Origin of the sequence: Flagellimonas alvinocaridis, from assembly GCF_965248585.1 — a bacterium.
Taxonomy (GTDB): domain Bacteria; phylum Bacteroidota; class Bacteroidia; order Flavobacteriales; family Flavobacteriaceae; genus Flagellimonas; species Flagellimonas alvinocaridis.
This window is the reverse complement of sequence record NZ_OZ252111.1, coordinates 2,055,579-2,072,754: the sequence shown is the minus strand read 5'-3', so window position 1 is coordinate 2,072,754 and position 17,176 is coordinate 2,055,579. Positions and strand designations below refer to the sequence as shown.

The window sequence follows — 17,176 nt, the reverse complement described above, 5'->3', positions numbered from 1 at the left end:
TTTTGGGAAATAAGGGCAACGAAGCTGTTTTCATAATATTGTGATCCCTGAAATCCGTTTAACGATAAAACTGGTGTTTTGTCGAAATTCACAACTGCTGGATTTTTATGCGCTCGACTATTGAGTAGCTTTAAGAAAATTCCCCGTTTTTTTAAACTAAATCAACCTTTTCAACCATGCAAAAGAGTGCGTATATAGCAATTCTTGCTATCTGCAGCTTTCATTTTGTCTATACCCAAAATCCAACTCAAGACGGTCAATGGAGTGATCCCGTTGGGTTTGGAATTGTGCCTGTGGCTGTGGCTAATTTGCCCGACGGCAGGCTCATTACCTGGTCTTCAAAATTCAGGGATACCTTTGGGGGACAAGATGGGGCTACCTTCACGGAAATATTCGATCCATTTATAGGCACCCATGGGCAAGCATTGGGCGAATTTACAGCCAACACAAATCATGACATGTTTTGCCCGGGCATTAATAACCTTCCAGATGGTCGTATTTTGTCGGCAGGAGGTTCTTCCAGTGAGCGTACGAGCATTTATGACCCCGTAACAGGCCTATGGGAAGTGGCAGACGATATGAACATCCCTCGAGGATATCAAGGCAATGTAACTTTATCAGATGGTTCTGTATTTACTTTAGGGGGGTCTTGGAGTGGCAACGGAAACTCTGGGGCACGGGATGCTGAAATATGGACGGAGAGTACAGGATGGGTTGTGTTATCTGGGATCGATGGTGATGATATTTACACAGGGGGAGATCTTTCCACTGAATCGGAAGGTGTTTACAGAGCGGATAACCATGCTTGGTTATGGCCTGCGTCCAACGGAGGCCTTTTTCATGCTGGACCGAGCGAATTGATGCATTGGATCGATGTTTCGGGAAATGGGAGTATCGTGAGCGCGGGTCAACGATCCAATGATTCGTATTCCATGAAAGGAACCACGGTAATGTTCGATGTGGACAAAATTTTGAAAGTGGGTGGTTCTGAATCTTATTCCAGTGGTCATCCAGCCAAAAATAATGCTTATGTCATCGATATAAACGTTCCTTATGGCACAGCACCCAATGTTACAAATGCTGGACAGCTTTCCTTTTCCAGGACCATGCACAACAGCACAGTCCTTCCCAATGGTGATGTTTTGGTCACCGGAGGACTTGATAGGGCAGAAGTGTTTTCAGATATAGGGTCAAGACTTACTGCTGAATTATATAATCCTTCAACCAATACGTGGCGTGCGGTTGCCGGAATGGTAACGCCTAGGACCTATCATAGCGTAGCTATTTTAATGACAGATGGTCGGGTCTTTGTTGGGGGCGGAGGTCTTTGTGACAGTACTCCGGGTTGTGTAAACCATTTTGATGCAGAGATCTACAGTCCACCTTATCTTTTCAATGGTAATGGCTCTTTGGCCGCCAGGCCCATAATTAGTGCTCCGGACAAAGCAAATTACAATACAGGAATCAATGTTTCGGGAAGTGCCAATATTCAAGAATTCTGTTTGATTAGATTTTCATCTGCTACACATAGCACCAATAATGAGCAGAGAAGAATTCCAGTTAGTCACACACAATCCCAAGGGGCGTACAATGTAAATATTCCAGGAAACAACCTTCTGCCACCAGGGTACTATATGCTTTTTGCATTGGATGGTAATGGGGTTCCCTCCATAGCCGAAACCATACAAATTGGAGCAAATGTGGCCAATAATCAAGATCAGAGCTTAATCTTGGATATTGGTTTTGATGAAGGTCAAGGCACAATGTCTTTTGATCGTTCCAGTTTCGGAAATGACCTCTCATTTTTTGATACGGATAATAACTTGGGCATTAAGAACCCAAGCAGCGATAATTGGGGTCAAGGCTTGTTTGGTGGAGCAATGGAAACAGATGGATATGAGTTTCAAAGCAATACTATTGGAGAAGTTTCACATTCGCAATCAATGGGTGCCCTAACCAATAAAATTACCCTCATGGCATGGGTGAATAGAGATGAAGTGCAGCACAATGTGGGCATTTTCAGTCATGATTACCCATCCATTTTCTTTGGATTCCACAATAGTCTCTACAAATGGGAGTTTCCAACAGATACGGGAGGAGAGGCAAGCTGCTATGCAGGGTATTCACCTCCCGGTCAATGGGTTCATGTTGCGGCTACGTACGATGGAAATAATGCCATATTGTACGCCAATGGTGTAGAAATTAGCCGCATGCCCGTTCAGGGAAATTTCATCCTAAATCCAAATGAATCCAATTTTTCCACTTTTACAACTTCTGGGTTTTATCAAAGACTACAGAACCCTTCCGGCAATTATAATGGTAGTGGCGTAACGGATGAGTTGGATGGACGAATAGACGAACTTAAGGTATACAATCGCGTTCTTTCAAGAAACGAAATTGTTTCCCAATACCTACAAGGGCAATTGCAAAACAATCCCAATCTTGCAGATTGTTCCCAGAATAGCATCGTGGCAGAATACATGATAGGAAATAATGGTGTTTGGATTGAAGGAAATAACATTGAGGTTTCTGATGGTGAAACGGTATATATTAGAGCCAAGGGCTATTCCGGAGAATACTTTTTGACCACTCCCCAGAAAGATGGACCTACATTCAGCTCTGTGGACGATTTATCAAATCACAATGCCTTCAATGCGTATCAGATTGATACCTATGTGTACAACTTTGGTAATCCTGAAAGAAATAATGGACTGGTAGACCCTACCAATTATGGAAAGTTTGTTCTTACCACGGCAGATGGATGTCCAACGGTAGTGAATCTGAACACGGAAATACCCTCCTCTACAGATTGCCCACCAGGTACTACTCAAGTGATTCAAGAATATCGCCTAGATGGCGAGTGGTTAAGTGGAAGCGATCATATTACCGTAGCGGAAGGCACAGAGGTAATGTTGAGTATTTTACCCAATACTTTGGGAGTTTCCATTACGTTACCAAATGGTACGGTTGTGGGGGATGATTATAATTTAGGCAATGTAGATATTTCTGATAGTGGTGATTATTTGCTTACCAGTAGTGAAGGGTGTACAGTGACTTTAACGTTGCAAGTAACTTCTGAAGGTGGGGGCTCGGCTCCGGTAGCGGTTGCCACGGCGAGCCCTTTGACGGGCAATCCACCGTTGGAGGTCAGTTTTACGGGCAGTGGCTCCACGGACGATGTGGGGGTGGTGTCGCACAGTTGGGACTTTGGTGACGGTGGCAGCTCCACCTTGGCGGACCCTGTCCACACCTATTCCTCACCGGGAAGCTATACCGCCACCCTAACCGTAGAGGACGGGGAAGGCGAAACGGATGTTGACACGGTCTCCATCACGGTGACCCAGGAGGGCACCCCGGGCGAGTGCACCGCACTTTCGGCTCCTTGGTCGAACTCGGATGTGGGCTCGGTCCTTGCGGGCGGCAGTGCCTGTTCTGATGGCCAGACCTATGAGGTGAGCGGTTCGGGGGCGGATATCTGGGGTTCCAGCGATGGCTTCCATTATGTGTACCAACAACTGGAGGGCGACCTTGAGATCAGCGCCCGGGTGGTGTCGCTGTCGAATACGGACAATTGGGCCAAGGCCGGTGTCATGGTCCGCAACAACCTGTCCGGGAACTCGGCAATGGCCCTGATGTCGGTCTCCCCGGACCCGAGCTATGGTTCCGGTCCTGGTTATACGCTACAGCACCGCAGTGTTGATGGTGGCACGATGACCTCCAGCGGGCACAATCTGGGCCCTGTCCATGTGGGCATGCCCTATTATGTTCGTTTGGTGAGGGAAGGGGACACCTTTAGCGGTTATGCTTCGGCCAATGGAACGGATTGGTCCCTGTTGGGCAGCAGACAGATCCCGATGGGGAGCAGTGTGTATGTTGGCCTGGCGGTTACCTCACACAAGAACGGAGTGCTGGCGGATGCGGTCCTGGACAATGTTACGGTCAGCGGGGGCAGTTCCAGTGGTGGCAATTCGGCCCCGGTAGCGGTTGCCACGGCGAGCCCTTTGACGGGCAATTCGCCGTTGGAGGTCAGTTTTACGGGCAGTGGCTCCACGGACGATGTGGGGGTGGTGTCGCACAGTTGGGACTTTGGAGACGGTGGCAGCTCCACCTTGGCGGACCCCGTCCACACCTATTCCTCACCGGGAAGCTATACGGCCACCCTTACCGTACAGGATGGGGAGGGTAGAGTGGATTCAAGTACGATTGGAATTGTGGTTACGGATCCAAATTATTGTGAAACAGGAACCATAATTCCAGAATACCGTCTTGATGGTGTTTGGTCAAGTGGATTGAATGATCTGACCGTTGTGGAAGGGACAGAGGTAATGTTCAGTATTTTACCGAATACGGTTGGGGTTACAGTAACCCTTGCTGATGGGACTGTTGTTGGAGATGATTTCAATTTGGGGCCGGTAACGGTTTCCCATAGTGGACCTTATGTGTTGCTTTCATCTGAAGGGTGTGAAACTACAATAAACCTTACCGTGCTGCCTGATACCTTAGCGGGTCGCTCTGGAATTTCAACTGGTCAGGTAGATCAAAGCAGTGGTGGATTTACCTTTAATTCTTTGGAAAGTTTGGGAACTAGAATATTTCCGAACCCAACAAGTGGTTACTTTAAAATATCGAATTACGAATTGGTGGGTGAAACCGTGAGAGTTATGATCTATGGAACTTCAAACAGGCTGATATTTGAAAAAGAGTTTCCAAATTTTCCTGGCGAAATTGAATTGGAATCGCTCTACTTTTTCCAAGACGGTATTTATAGGGTTCTAGTAAGTTCATCAAACCATCTCACCAGTCATTCTTTAATATTAAAGAAATGATTAGGAACCAAAAGTTGATTTGGTATTTTCCAAAACGGGTAAAACTTTGTTCAGGAGGCGCTCATTTAGCTTTACACTTTTGAGTGCCTCAATATGATGCATCTTATGTACATCTGACCCTACGTATTCATACATTCCGGAATCTAGCAAACTGTGTGCAATTTTCTGTACATCCACACCATAGTGTCCACCCAAAGACAATAGGTTGAGTTGAAAGTGTACGCCTTTCTGTTTATAACGTATGTACTCATCTTTTTTGGGTTTCAAGTAGAGATATCTTTCAGGGTGGGCCAAAACTGGAAAAAGACGCTCTTTTGTGATTTTTTCAATAGAAACATCAAAATTGATACTAGGTTGTAGATAAGACATTTCTATGAGTAAATATTCCCCTTTAATAGGGAGTACTTTTTTTGTGGATAGAAGATGTTCAAAGTTATCATCGATCATATGCTCCGCAGCAAAATCCAAAGAGACTTCCAACGAGTCCACTTTGCTTAGATGCTCTTTTAGCATCGTATGGGCCGATAGGATGGTTTCCTCTGTATTGTTGTAATAATTGTGCATGATATGGGGGGTGCATATAAATTCAGTTACTCCTAAATCGGAAAAACCTCGTAACAGTTCCACAGATTTGTTGACTGTTTTCGCCCCATCGTCAATACCGGGAAGAATATGGTTATGTATATCTACGAGCCCATGAAGATAATCGGCCAAGAAAATTTTTTTCTGAAAAAAATGAAACATGCCTAAAATTTGGAAAACAAAGATAAGGGATATGATAAATTGATGTTGTCTGATTTACAAAGGACTTTTACATCGCTATTGCACTTAAGGAAACTGTACAAAAAAAAGGCCAATCCAACGATTGACCTTAGAAGTACTTTAAAGGAGGTATTTGAACCTTTTTTTATTAACTAAACTCAAACGTAAAAATATGGGATGTTCCCATTACATATGATTAACAAAAAAACAAAAAGATTAATGAAAGATTAATCTACTTAACCAACGGGTAAATTGCTGGTGTTTTTTTACTTATTTCGCAATATGCTGACAAAGAGAAACGTATATGTCGCTGTTTTTGTTGTATCCGTAATTGGCCTTTTGGTAGTTCAATACCAGTACTTAAGGGTTGGTTTAGGTTTGGCCCGTGTACAATTTTCAAAAAAAATAGATGAAGTACGGGTAAACATCAACACAGAGCTTTCCGAGCTTAACCCATTGTCCTATACGTTGGTCAATGCCATTACCAAGGATACATCAGAAGTAAATATTGGTTTGGATAGTTTGGAAAGGGCTTCCCGCTACTATCTTAACGATTATATAGCCTATCAACTTGGAGTGTCAGGAATAGATGCGCCATTCACCTATGCTTTATATGCTAGGGACTCCACTCAATTTATCGCATCTGAAAAACCTCATCTAAAAGGAGATGGTATACTCACTTATCCCATAAAAATTGAAGGGTATCTTCCGGAACATATACAAAAGGATGTTGTTTTGGAGTTGAGTTTCGAAGACATCAACACGTATTTTTATAGACAATTAAACGGTCTTACCCTACCAGGGTTATTGTTCATTGTGGCCATAATAATAGTGGTGATTTGGGTACTTAGGTCTTTTTATTGGCAAAGTAGCATTATCACTACAACCAATGACTTCATCAACAACCTTACCCATGAGCTAAAGACTCCCGTATTTTCAATTGGGTTGGCAAGTAAAATTTTGGAGGAGGGCCTTTCCGAAGATAAAAAACCAGTTTTAGAGTTGATAAGGAGGGAGACCGATAGATTAAAACAGCACATAGATAAAGTTTTGGAATTGTCCAGTTTGGAATCAGGGAAAAAACTTATGCAGTTTGAAATGCTGGATTTTAAACCGGAACTGGAACGTATCTGTGAAGATTTCAAAATGCTTTCTGAATACGAAGAGTTGGAATTTTTGTACACGCTAGATGACGGTCCTTATCAAATCCGTGCCGAAAAATTTCATTTGGAAAATGCTATTGGAAACCTTCTGGAAAATGCAAAAAAGTACTCGGATAGCCCTAAAATTAAATTAAGGGCAACCATTCAACGGAGAAAATTGAACATTGCTATTTCAGATAATGGGCATGGCATCTCTGAAAAGGACAGCAAGCGAATTTTCAGAAAATACTATAGAGTGGAAAACGGAAATCTTCACAAGGTAAAAGGATACGGCATAGGATTGTCTTATGTGCAAAAAATTGTGAAAATGCATCACGGCAAGATTAAGGTAGAAAGCAAACTTGGGGAAGGAACCACATTTATCCTTTCGTTTAACTTGATTAAAAATGGATGAAACATATAAATTAATATTGGTTGAGGATGATGCTTCTTTGGGTTACCTACTTTCGGAATACTTGGGAATGAAGGGTTTTGAGGTACTCTGGGCAAAAAACGCAAAGGAAGCGCTCTTAAATGTTAAAACCAATTTTTTTGATTTGGCCATATTGGATGTGATGTTGCCGGATATGGACGGTTTTGAACTTTCGCAGAAAATAAAGACCATCAACCCAAATTTGCCATTTTTGTTTCTTACCGCACGCTCCTTAAAGATTGATGTACTTAAAGGTTTTTCCCTTGGCGCGGTGGATTATTTGAAAAAACCCATAGATGAAGAAGAGCTGGTGGTCCGGATTAATGCCTTGCTCTCCAGATTGGTGGCATCTGGGTCGGAACAGGGAAAAACAACCACATACATCATAGGGGACTATTTTTTGGATACAGATACCTTCGAACTAAAGTATAAAGGGGAAAACATAAAACTTACAGGGAAGGAATTTGACCTATTGACCCTGTTGGCCATGAATAAAAACCAACTTTGTACACATAAAGAAATCTTGACCACAATTTGGGACAAGAATGATTATTTCAATAAAAAGAGCCTTAATGTCTTTATTTCCCATTTAAGGAAACATTTGGGAAGGGATTCCAGGATAAGTATCGTAAATGTAAACAGAAGAGGGTTCATGCTTCGCGTGGGAGAAGAAAAATAATTTCTTTAAAAGAAACTACGTGGCTTGGTTTTTGTTGCTTGTTTTGGATAATCCTACCAACCGCTTAACTAAATGTTTAAATTTTTACGTAGCAATTCAACCAAAGAACCATTGGCCCATCTTGATAGACTTTTTAACCAAACCATATCCCAGTTACCGGTCAATGAGCAAATTGCCTATTGTCAGAGACTTATCGAAAGTTCGAAATACCAGTTATCTCACCAATGTCCTAAAAAAGATTCGGAATACCTAGAATGTTTGATTAAAGCAGCCGATATGGAAATTCAAAAATTGAATACTACAGGTATAGATTCATAAGCTCCATGGTTCCTTAAGGAAGCACTTTAATTTGTAGATAGGAAATTAGTAATTTGCATAGAAAGTAAATGTCTTGCATACAGCTGAAGAAAAACTTAGGGAACGGATCAAGGAACTTACCTGTTTGTATGAGGTGACCTCTTTGATCGTTAATTGTGATTATGATCAGATTGAAGAGGTCTTGCGTGCAATTTTATTTTGTCTTCAACGTGCTTTTCAGTTTGATGAGGATACCTGCGTTGAATTACGGACATCTACCATGAATATTGCTACATCTGATGGGATGGGCCAATGTGTCTACCTAGAATCCACTATTAGAGTATTCAATGAAGAGGAAGGAACCATAAAAGTGGGCTATCCTTCGAATAAATATTCGCTTGCGGATTTTTTAGTTGAGGAACAACGGTTATTGGACAATGTTTGCATGGAGGTTGGGAATCTCTTGGAGCGAAAGGAAATCAAGGAAAATCAGGCAGGTATTCGTAGGCAAGTGGAGCAAGCTGACCGTTTGCGTATTCTAGGTGAGATTACAGCGGGCATAGCCCACGAACTTAACACACCGCTGGCCAACATTCTTGGGTTTGCAGAACTGCTAAAGGAACGCATTGAAGGTGATGTCCATGCCGAAAAGGATTTGGACAAGATTATTTCCAATGCGATATTCTCTAGGGAAGTGGTTAAAAAACTAATGTTTTTTGCCTGCGAAATGCCTCAAGAAAGAACGAGTCTAAATATTGTTCCAATCATCAAGGATGCCATAGATCTTTTAAGGACTACCCTTAATAGAAGTGAGATAGGTTGCGACTTGGTAGTGAGTAAAGAGCGGATTGTTTTAAAAATTGACAAAATTCAACTTACCCAGGTAATTTTCAACCTAATAATGAATGCCATATATTTTTCACCCCCAAATAGCACCATAGTTGTGGAAGTTCTTGAGGAGCGTAAAAAAGTGGTGTTGAAAATTTCAGATGAAGGTATTGGTATACCGGAGGAGAAAGCAGACAATGTGTTTGACCCCTTTTTTACCTCAAAACCTGTGGGAGAGGGTAGTGGACTGGGGCTTAGCGTGGTGCACGGGATTGTAAAAAGCCATCAGGGAACCATAGATCATGCCCCAAACCGTCCTAAAGGCACTATTTTTACCATAGAATTCCCTAAATAATATAGCAAATACGATGTTGAAGAAGGAAAACATATTGTTGGTGGATGATGACATCCAAATCTTGGAATTATTGCAAAGGCACCTCACTTCCATGCAGTACCATACCTACAGTGCGGTATCTGTTAAGGAGGCCCTTTATATTTTGAAGGATACCGCCATAGACTTATTGATCACCGATATTAATATGCCAGATATCAATGGAATTCAACTGATCAAGTATATGGCCGAACATTATCCCGATATTCCCAAATTGGTGGTAACGGGCTTCCCTTCCATTGATGATGCCATGAGTGTCATTAAATCCGGGGCAACCGAATACATTACCAAACCATTCACCAAAACTGAATTGGCCGAGGCCGTAAAAAAATCCTTGGAAGGTGCTAAACCCAAGAACCCCATAAAAAAAGTAGCACCCAGAGAACAGCACGGATATGGGGAAATGATTGGAGCATCAGCTGCCTTTAAAAATGTGGTGGAAATCATAGAAAGGGTAAAAGACAATCATGCCACAATCTTAGTTCAGGGTGAAAGTGGAACAGGAAAAGAACTTGTGGCGCGATCCATACATTATTCCGGTAGATTTGCGAGGGCCCCGTTTATTGCGGTGAATTGTGGGGCCATCCCTGAAAACCTTTTGGAAGCTGAATTGTTTGGCTATACCAAAGGAGCCTTTACCGGCGCTTATGAGACCAGGAACGGTTTCTTTCAGGCAGCCAATAATGGTACTATTTTTTTGGATGAGATTGGTAATGCATCCATGGCTGTGCAAGGAAAACTACTTAGGGTATTACAAGAAAAGGAAGTAACCAAGGTAGGCTCCCAAAAACCTGAAAAATTGAATGTCCGTGTCATTGCAGCCACCAATACCAGTTTGGATGAGCTTATTGAAAAAAAACACTTTAGGGAAGATCTTTACTATAGGTTAACCGTGGTTTCCATAACCGTTCCACCACTAAGGGACAGAATGTCCGACATTCCATTTTTGGTAGATAGATTTCTTCAAAAGTATGGAGTGGAATACAAAGACCGTTTGGTTGGAATTACCCCTGATGCCCTTGAAATACTTAAACGCTATGCGTGGCCTGGAAATATAAGGGAATTGGAGAATGTGGTACAAAGGGCGGTCATCATGAGTGATGGACAGGTTACCGCAAAACACTTGCCCGAACAAGTGAAATTCAGGATAGATTTTCCAGAACAGCCTCTGAAACCGTTGAGACAAATGGAAAAAGAGTACATAGAAAAAGTGTTGATCGCCACGGGGAACAACAAGACCAAAGCGGCCCAAATATTGGAAATTGACCGCAAGACACTTCGGGAAAAGCTCAAATGATACCGGGTAAAAAAGTACCATGCGGGTAAAAATTCCCCAATTTATTTTTACGGTTATTGAATTTTCAGTTATTTATACTTCTGTTTTTCAGCACGTTACATATTTCAGAAAATCGCTTTAAAATTTAGGCACGCCCTTTGCCTTACTGGAACAAAAAGCAAGCTTATTTATCTTAATTATACCTATTATGAAAAAATACATTTTAGCATTTACATTTTCAATTTGTGCTATGGGACTTTATGCCCAATCTTCAAACAAAGCAGAAATTGAAGTAGGGGACACCTTTGAGATTGGGAGACCGGATGCGGCCCAGTATCAACATATAGACTTTCCAAAACCCAATTTGATCATCAAGCGTGGTGGATTGGCTAACTATAAACGTGTAGAAGGTAACAAGGTAACGGTCACTTCGGTTAAGGAGAAAAAAGACGGTACCCTTTTGGTCAAGCTAAAAAAAGCAGATGGTAGCCGATTTTTTGGAAGTCACTGGCAAGTCGCGGCAAATGTTAAGGAAGCCATGGCGTCAGGTGAGCTAAGAAAAATATAGTTTATTGATTGATGTGTTGTGCCCGACCCTGTTTCTCATTTGTTTGCTTTAAAGGTTAGTTAATGGGGTCGGGCTTTTTCTTCTTTTTTTCATGGACGTTTTCCTCCAATCAGTCAGATCTTTCTTTTACCTGATACTCCACTGTTTTATATCCTAGGCGTCCATCGGTTGAAATTGCTTCAACTATAATTACATACTTTCCAACAATATCACCATTGTAAAAATTCAAAGAGGTATTTCCATCTTTGTTCAAAAATACTGATGGTTCCCAATGAATGAGAGACCTTAAATCCGGTTTATCATCGTTGGTGGCTAAAGGGGCATCATACTTTGGTTTATAAAACTCCCTTATTGGAGAGAAAAGTGGTAGTGTGGATTTTAGGGTTCCCGGTTCAGGGCGGTTTGGCGCCTGTATACCTACCCCGCCCTTGGTGGTAATGGAGATGATATGACCCAAGGATGGGATTTCAAATAAGTCGGCCTGGGGAAATACGGTAAGGTACCTAGATTTAAAAAACTTGGCGTATTTTATGAGTTCCACCCGTTCCACTATTTCTGGGGACATACTGGGCACATATTCATACAGATGGTTTTCCAGTAATTTGCCATCTACCATCAATAGAGTGGCTTCTTTGCTGCCGCCTCTTACGTGGGCCAGCATAAACCCATCTGGAAATCGCTCAATGGCTATTTGGTCACCATAGTTGAACAAAAGGATACTGTACAGACCATACGACCATTCCTTTTCTTTAGCACGAATATCATCTCCAGAGATGATTACATCCGGTTTGCCATATTTTTTGTAGAGTTGGGCACGTTCAGGGGTGATCAAAAGATCGGAAACCACTACTTCGTCCAATTGGGTGACTCCATAAAGGGAATCAAATACGGAAGCAATCCGATTTCTTTCCCTCCCTGCTTCCATCACAGTGTTCACCACCGAGTCCAATGCCCTATACGTAGGCTTTGCTGAATACCCTATTTTTGGAGGGTCTACGGTGTTCACATGTATTTTATGATGTACTTTTTCCCCTTTAGAATCTACCGTACTGAGCATATACGGAATGGTAGCGCCATAATCATCATCCAATAAAAAATCAAACCTCCCTAAACTATCTACAGGTGTAGAATAGAACTTGGTCTCCTTGCCAAAGGTTGCCAAGCCCATCTGTAAATGTTCCTTATTCTTTTGTTTATTAGGGTTGATGGAAACTGACCCCTTTACTTCAATGCCTTTCTCTGGCCAATGGAAGGCAACACCTTCTCGCTCTATGGGATATTTATAATTTCGCCAACCTTGGGTAAGCAATAAAGCATCCAAATCCTCAAACCTACTTGGGGTTTGCTCCCGAAAGTAGTAGCTGGGGTCTTCTATTTTACCCCTAAGTTCAGAATCAAGCAAAAAATAGGATTGTATGGTGTTTATCAATTTTTCCTGAAAATGTTCTTTATTCAAAATTAGGATTGAAGCATTCAACGGAACAGGCCCGGAATCCTGTTGATCAATGTTTATATGCAATTTTGCCATTTCCCTTCGGGTATAGGATGCTTTATCCGTTTTTACTGAAATGTTCAAGGTTTCATCCTCTCTGAAGTTGAAGAAAAGGCGTTCGGCTACAGGTTGTTTTTGGGAATTCATCAAGGTAAAGGCAAGAATCCCGTTAGGCAGTTTTCCGCAGGCTAGATCTTTGACCAAGAACCCATTTTTCAAAGGGCCTTCCATCAAAAACAAATCTTTTCCACGACTTGAAATTTTGATGAATGCTTGACCGACCAATTGATTGCTGGAAACCCGTACCCAGAGTTTTTCTCCTACTTTGGACACGGACATGATACTGCCCTGTGAAACCACTTTGGGGAGAGGGTGCAAAGTCGCACCTTTGTTGACGGTATCATTGGAAACCAAAACTTTGGCCTGATACGTTTTACTGCTGTCCGCCAACATCGTAAAAGTTCCCATTCCTAATGGGCTGGTTGAGAAATTGCATATGGTTTCCCCATTCTGGTCCATGATAGAACCGCTAACAATTCGTCCCTTTCCATCCACTCCCAAAGCTTTAACACCAATTTTGTTGGTGAATCCATGGACCAATTTTCCACTTTCGGGAAAGAACTGCAGATCTACAGCGTTTTTTAGAAGTACCGTTTCGGAATGATTATAATTTTCGCTTTCGCCTAAAGTTAAGGTCATCCATTCTGCAGTAATTGGTGTTTCATACGTCAATGAAAAAATGCCGTTGCTTTTTTTGATTTCAATGGTATCCCGACCTTGATTGGAGTTAAGGTAAATGGGAATTTGGTTCTTGTTGTGGGGTCCTACAATGGAAGGATTGATTTTGGCAGAAAGGAGAAATTTACCAGACTTGTCTTGTGTCATTGTCAGCGAATCAAGAAAGCGGTTTGTTCGCAATTCTGGAGACACAATATCCAAATAAGCTTCGAACATGAAATCGGAACCAAAATTCCGATTCCATTGGGTATAGGCCCTAATTAAATAGCGGCCACTCGGGTAACTTTTGTTGAGTTGAAAGGAACCATACCCCAACCCCGAGTTTAATTTCACCAATTTTTGATCAATGATTTTTTGATTAAAATCTATCAGATCAACATAAAGGACACCACTTATTTCAGTAGGCAAGTGGTTTTCAGAATCAACAACTATGGCCTTGAACCAAATTTCTTGATCGTTCGCATAAACACCGGAACCTAATTGAAGATAAATCTTTTCGGCCACCGAAACATCTACACTCCTTTGCGCTTGGGCTATCAAAAACAACGGGAATAGGAAAAATACAGCGAAAAGTTCTAGCTTGAAATTGTTCCTGATGGCTCGCATGTTTTACTAATTTTTATGGGAACTGCCTTAAAAATAGAGGATTTGTTCGTGTTTTCATATCTAATGGGATACAATTGGAGAATATATTAAAAGCGTAGTACCTAATTGGAAGCAAATGGTTTTATAGCGGAATAGGGAGGGTTATTTCCCGATGCAGAAATTGGAAAAGATATTTCCCAATAGGTCATCGGTGGTAACACTTCCCGTGATTTCACCAAGATGGAAGAGCGCCTGCTTAATGTCGATGGCTACAAGGTCACTTGCCAGTCCGGCATCCATGCCTTCCTTAACTTTTTGGATTTCCTCAAGAGCTTTCAACAGGGCATCATAGTGCCTACTGTTGGAAATGATAGTACTATCTCCACTTAAAGCACCAGAATCAACAAGATCTAGGAGCTTTTCTTCCAATGCGGCCATACCCACTTGTTGCTTTGCAGATAGAAAAAGAAGATGGGGCATTTCTTTGGAGAGTGTTTGTTTTTGCTCTTCGGTGAGAAGGTCAACTTTGTTGCAAATAACTAGAAGTTGCTTATTGGGGTATTTTTGTTTGATTTTTTCCAATTCCAAACGGTCAAAATCCATCCGATCAAAAAGGAAAATAATCAAGCGAGCTTTCTCAATTTTATCAAAAGTACGTTCAATACCAATTTTCTCCACAACATCTTCAGTTTCCCGGATTCCTGCGGTATCAATAAACCTAAAATTGATGCCATTAAGACTGATATGGTCCTCTACCGTATCGCGCGTGGTTCCTGCAATGTCGCTTACAATAGCCCTTTCTTCATTCAGTAGGGCGTTGAGCAGGGTGGACTTGCCAACATTGGGTTGGCCAACAATGGCAACAGGTATACCATGTTTTATGGCATTTCCCAATGCAAAAGAATCAATCAATTTTTTAAGTACTTCGCTGATTCGGTTCAGTAGCGCATTGAACTGTGTACGGTCTGCAAACTCCACATCTTCTTGGGAGAAATCCAACTCCAACTCAATTAGAGAGGCAAAATTGAGGAGTTCTTCCCTGAGCTTTTGTATTTCATTGCTAAAACCACCACGCATTTGTTGCATGGCTATGTCATGTGCAGCTTCGCTATCACTGGCAATGAGGTCGGCAACTGCTTCAGCTTGGCTTAAATCCATTTTTCCGTTTAAAAATGCACGAAGCGTAAACTCTCCAGCGGAAGCTGTTCGACAGTCTTTCTTTAAAATTAATTGGATGATTTGTTGCTGAATGTATGGGGAGCCATGACAGGAGATTTCCACCACATTTTCACCGGTGTAGGAATTGGGCCCTTTAAATATGGAGACTAAAACTTCGTCCAATATTTTCCCATTATCTACAATATGACCCAAATGAATGGTATGGCTTTTTTGATTGGATAGTTTTTTTCCTCTTACGGATTGGAAATGCGTATCGGCAATGGAAATAGCATCCGGTCCTGAAATTCGGATTACGGCTATGGCTCCGGTTCCGGATGGGGTGGCCAGGGCAACGATGTTATCATTGTACAACATGATGGCAAAAGTACAAATTAACCGCGGGCTGTAACATTTTATGGTGAAGTCACACTAATAAGGTACATCATCAAAATCAATCAAAAATGGAAGTCATCAATCAAAACGTTGTTAGAAAGGACAATACATTATTGGCCCTTACACATTTATCACAATTATTGCATTATGTTACCGGAGTTGGTGGATTTATTGTTCCTCTAGTTCTGTGGTTGGCCACGCGCCGTACGGTGGAAGGTATGGACGAACATGGCAAGGCAGTAATCAACCTACAGTTGAGTTTATTGCTCTATCTCGTAATCAGTATTCCCGCAATCTTGGCCTTTGGAATAGGACTATTGGGGCTTATGGCGGTCGGAATCCTAGGATTTGTCCTGCCTATTGTAAACGCTGTTAAAGCAGCTAATGGCGAGTTACCCTCCAATTTTATGACCATACGTTTCCTATAAAAAGAAAAGGCTGGAATTAAGATTCCAGCCTTTTTTATAGTTAGGTTGTGTACTTAGTTGTTCAACATTACAGGCATCACCAACATGGTAACATGTTCGCCTTCATCCAAACCATCAATAGGGGTGAGGATACCTGCCCGATTGGGTAAGCTCATTTCCAGGGCAACATCATCTGATGAGAGGTTGTTGAGCATTTCCACCAAAAAGCGCGAATTAAATCCTATTTGCATATCGTCACCTTGATAGGAACAGGACAAACGCTCTTCGGCCTTATTGCTATAATCCACATCCTCTGCAGAAATATTAAGCTCTGCCCCAGCAATTTTCAATCGAATTTGATGGGTGGTCTTGTTTGAAAAAATAGAAACCCGACGTACAGAACTTAAGAACTGATTTCTGGATATGGTCAGCTTATTTGGATTCTCCTTTGGAATCACCGCTTCGTAATTTGGATACTTTCCATCGATGAGCCTGCATATCAATTCCGAATTGTCAAAAATAAATTTGGCATTGCTGTCATTGTACTCAATTGTAACTTCAGATTCGGACCCTGCTAAAATTCCTTTTAAAAGGTTCAAAGGTTTTTTAGGCATGATGAACTCTGCTACTTCCGATGCCGTTACGTCTTGGCGTTGGTATTTTACCAATTTGTGGGCATCTGTGGCCACAAATGTTAGATTCTCTGTGGAGAATTGGAAAAACACCCCGCTCATTACAGGTCTTAAATCATCATTGCCGGCGGCAAAAATGGTTTTGTTGATGGCCGTGGCCAAAACATCTCCCAAAAGGGTGGTGGAGCTAGGGTTGGAAACTTCCACAGCCTTGGGGAATTCAGCGCCATCGGCATACGCCAAGGCATATTTACCATGGTTGGAACTGATTTCCACAGTATTGTTGTCCTCCACAACAAAGGTCAAAGGCTGTTCGGGAAACGTTTTTAGCGTGTCCAACAACAATCTGGCCGGTACGGCAATGGTGCCTTCGGTATCGGAGTCTACTTCAAGCACCGAACTCATTGTGGTTTCCAAATCCGATGCGGAAACGGTAAGTTGACTTTGTTTTAAATCGAACAAAAAATTGTCTAGGATGGGTAGGGTATTGCTATTGTTGATAACTCCTCCCAAAACCTGCAATTGTTTTAATAAATATGTACTGGATACAATAAACTTCATCAAAGAAA

The 17,176-nt window shown here is 41.9% G+C and carries 11 protein-coding genes; 7 read left to right on the top strand and 4 right to left on the bottom strand.

Annotated elements, in window-relative coordinates; genetic code table 11:
* Positions 1-176: 176 nt before the first annotated feature.
* Positions 177-4,826, top strand: a complete 4,650-nt coding sequence (locus ACP14V_RS09465) for a PKD domain-containing protein (RefSeq protein WP_424987227.1) — start codon at positions 177-179, stop codon at positions 4,824-4,826.
* Here ACP14V_RS09465 and ACP14V_RS09460 read toward each other — a convergent pair whose 3' ends face one another.
* Entirely contained in the window at positions 4,827-5,570 is a 744-nt protein-coding gene (locus ACP14V_RS09460) for a tyrosine-protein phosphatase (RefSeq protein WP_272611063.1), read from the bottom strand.
* Between the two features lie 300 nt (positions 5,571-5,870).
* Here ACP14V_RS09460 and ACP14V_RS09455 point away from each other — a divergent pair, with 300 nt between their 5' ends.
* From ACP14V_RS09455 to ACP14V_RS09435, 5 genes are all read left to right on the top strand, one after another.
* On the top strand, positions 5,871-7,145 hold the full coding sequence (locus tag ACP14V_RS09455) for a sensor histidine kinase (protein ID WP_272611062.1): 1,275 nt from the start codon (positions 5,871-5,873) through the stop codon (positions 7,143-7,145).
* Positions 7,138-7,842 carry a response regulator transcription factor gene (locus ACP14V_RS09450; RefSeq protein WP_272611061.1) on the top strand — a complete coding sequence of 235 codons (705 nt, stop codon included), beginning with the start codon at positions 7,138-7,140 and terminating at the stop codon, positions 7,840-7,842. Before ACP14V_RS09455 ends, ACP14V_RS09450 begins: the two co-directional genes overlap by 8 nt.
* Positions 7,843-8,233: 391 nt before the next feature.
* Complete coding sequence (locus tag ACP14V_RS09445) at positions 8,234-9,322, top strand: sensor histidine kinase (RefSeq protein WP_272611060.1); 1,089 nt, start codon at positions 8,234-8,236, stop codon at positions 9,320-9,322.
* Between the two features lie 13 nt (positions 9,323-9,335).
* A complete protein-coding gene (locus ACP14V_RS09440) occupies positions 9,336-10,655 on the top strand; it encodes a sigma-54-dependent transcriptional regulator (protein WP_272611058.1) in 1,320 nt (439 codons plus the stop codon).
* A 187-nt stretch (positions 10,656-10,842) separates the two neighbouring features.
* Positions 10,843-11,202 carry a hypothetical protein gene (locus ACP14V_RS09435; protein WP_272611056.1) on the top strand — a complete coding sequence of 120 codons (360 nt, stop codon included), beginning with the start codon at positions 10,843-10,845 and terminating at the stop codon, positions 11,200-11,202.
* A 109-nt stretch (positions 11,203-11,311) separates the two neighbouring features.
* Here ACP14V_RS09435 and ACP14V_RS09430 read toward each other — a convergent pair whose 3' ends face one another.
* On the bottom strand, positions 11,312-14,038 hold the full coding sequence (locus ACP14V_RS09430; protein ID WP_272611054.1) for a hypothetical protein: 2,727 nt from the start codon (positions 14,036-14,038) through the stop codon (positions 11,312-11,314).
* Between the two features lie 141 nt (positions 14,039-14,179).
* The gene (mnmE, locus tag ACP14V_RS09425) at positions 14,180-15,550 is read right to left on the bottom strand and encodes a tRNA uridine-5-carboxymethylaminomethyl(34) synthesis GTPase MnmE (protein WP_272611052.1); all 1,371 of its coding nucleotides are present in this window, start codon (positions 15,548-15,550) and stop codon (positions 14,180-14,182) included.
* An 86-nt stretch (positions 15,551-15,636) separates the two neighbouring features.
* Here mnmE and ACP14V_RS09420 point away from each other — a divergent pair, with 86 nt between their 5' ends.
* Entirely contained in the window at positions 15,637-15,996 is a 360-nt protein-coding gene (locus tag ACP14V_RS09420) for a DUF4870 domain-containing protein (protein WP_272611050.1), read from the top strand.
* 53 nt (positions 15,997-16,049) lie between these two features.
* Here ACP14V_RS09420 and dnaN read toward each other — a convergent pair whose 3' ends face one another.
* On the bottom strand, positions 16,050-17,168 hold the full coding sequence (gene dnaN, locus ACP14V_RS09415) for a DNA polymerase III subunit beta (protein ID WP_136567433.1): 1,119 nt from the start codon (positions 17,166-17,168) through the stop codon (positions 16,050-16,052).
* Between the last annotated feature and the right edge of the window lie 8 nt (positions 17,169-17,176).

What these genes read in the sequence shown, in the direction of transcription:
- ACP14V_RS09465 (WP_424987227.1), top strand. Translation starts at nt 177, where the DNA reads ATGCAAAAGAGTGCGTATATAGCAATTCTTGCTATCTGCAGCTTTCAT.
- ACP14V_RS09460 (WP_272611063.1), bottom strand. Translation starts at nt 5,570, where the DNA reads ATGTTTCATTTTTTTCAGAAAAAAATTTTCTTGGCCGATTATCTTCAT.
- ACP14V_RS09455 (WP_272611062.1), top strand. Translation starts at nt 5,871, where the DNA reads ATGCTGACAAAGAGAAACGTATATGTCGCTGTTTTTGTTGTATCCGTA.
- ACP14V_RS09450 (WP_272611061.1), top strand. Translation starts at nt 7,138, where the DNA reads ATGGATGAAACATATAAATTAATATTGGTTGAGGATGATGCTTCTTTG.
- ACP14V_RS09440 (WP_272611058.1), top strand. Translation starts at nt 9,336, where the DNA reads ATGTTGAAGAAGGAAAACATATTGTTGGTGGATGATGACATCCAAATC.
- ACP14V_RS09435 (WP_272611056.1), top strand. Translation starts at nt 10,843, where the DNA reads ATGAAAAAATACATTTTAGCATTTACATTTTCAATTTGTGCTATGGGA.
- ACP14V_RS09430 (WP_272611054.1), bottom strand. Translation starts at nt 14,038, where the DNA reads ATGCGAGCCATCAGGAACAATTTCAAGCTAGAACTTTTCGCTGTATTT.
- mnmE (WP_272611052.1), bottom strand. Translation starts at nt 15,550, where the DNA reads ATGTTGTACAATGATAACATCGTTGCCCTGGCCACCCCATCCGGAACC.
- ACP14V_RS09420 (WP_272611050.1), top strand. Translation starts at nt 15,637, where the DNA reads ATGGAAGTCATCAATCAAAACGTTGTTAGAAAGGACAATACATTATTG.
- dnaN (WP_136567433.1), bottom strand. Translation starts at nt 17,168, where the DNA reads ATGAAGTTTATTGTATCCAGTACATATTTATTAAAACAATTGCAGGTT.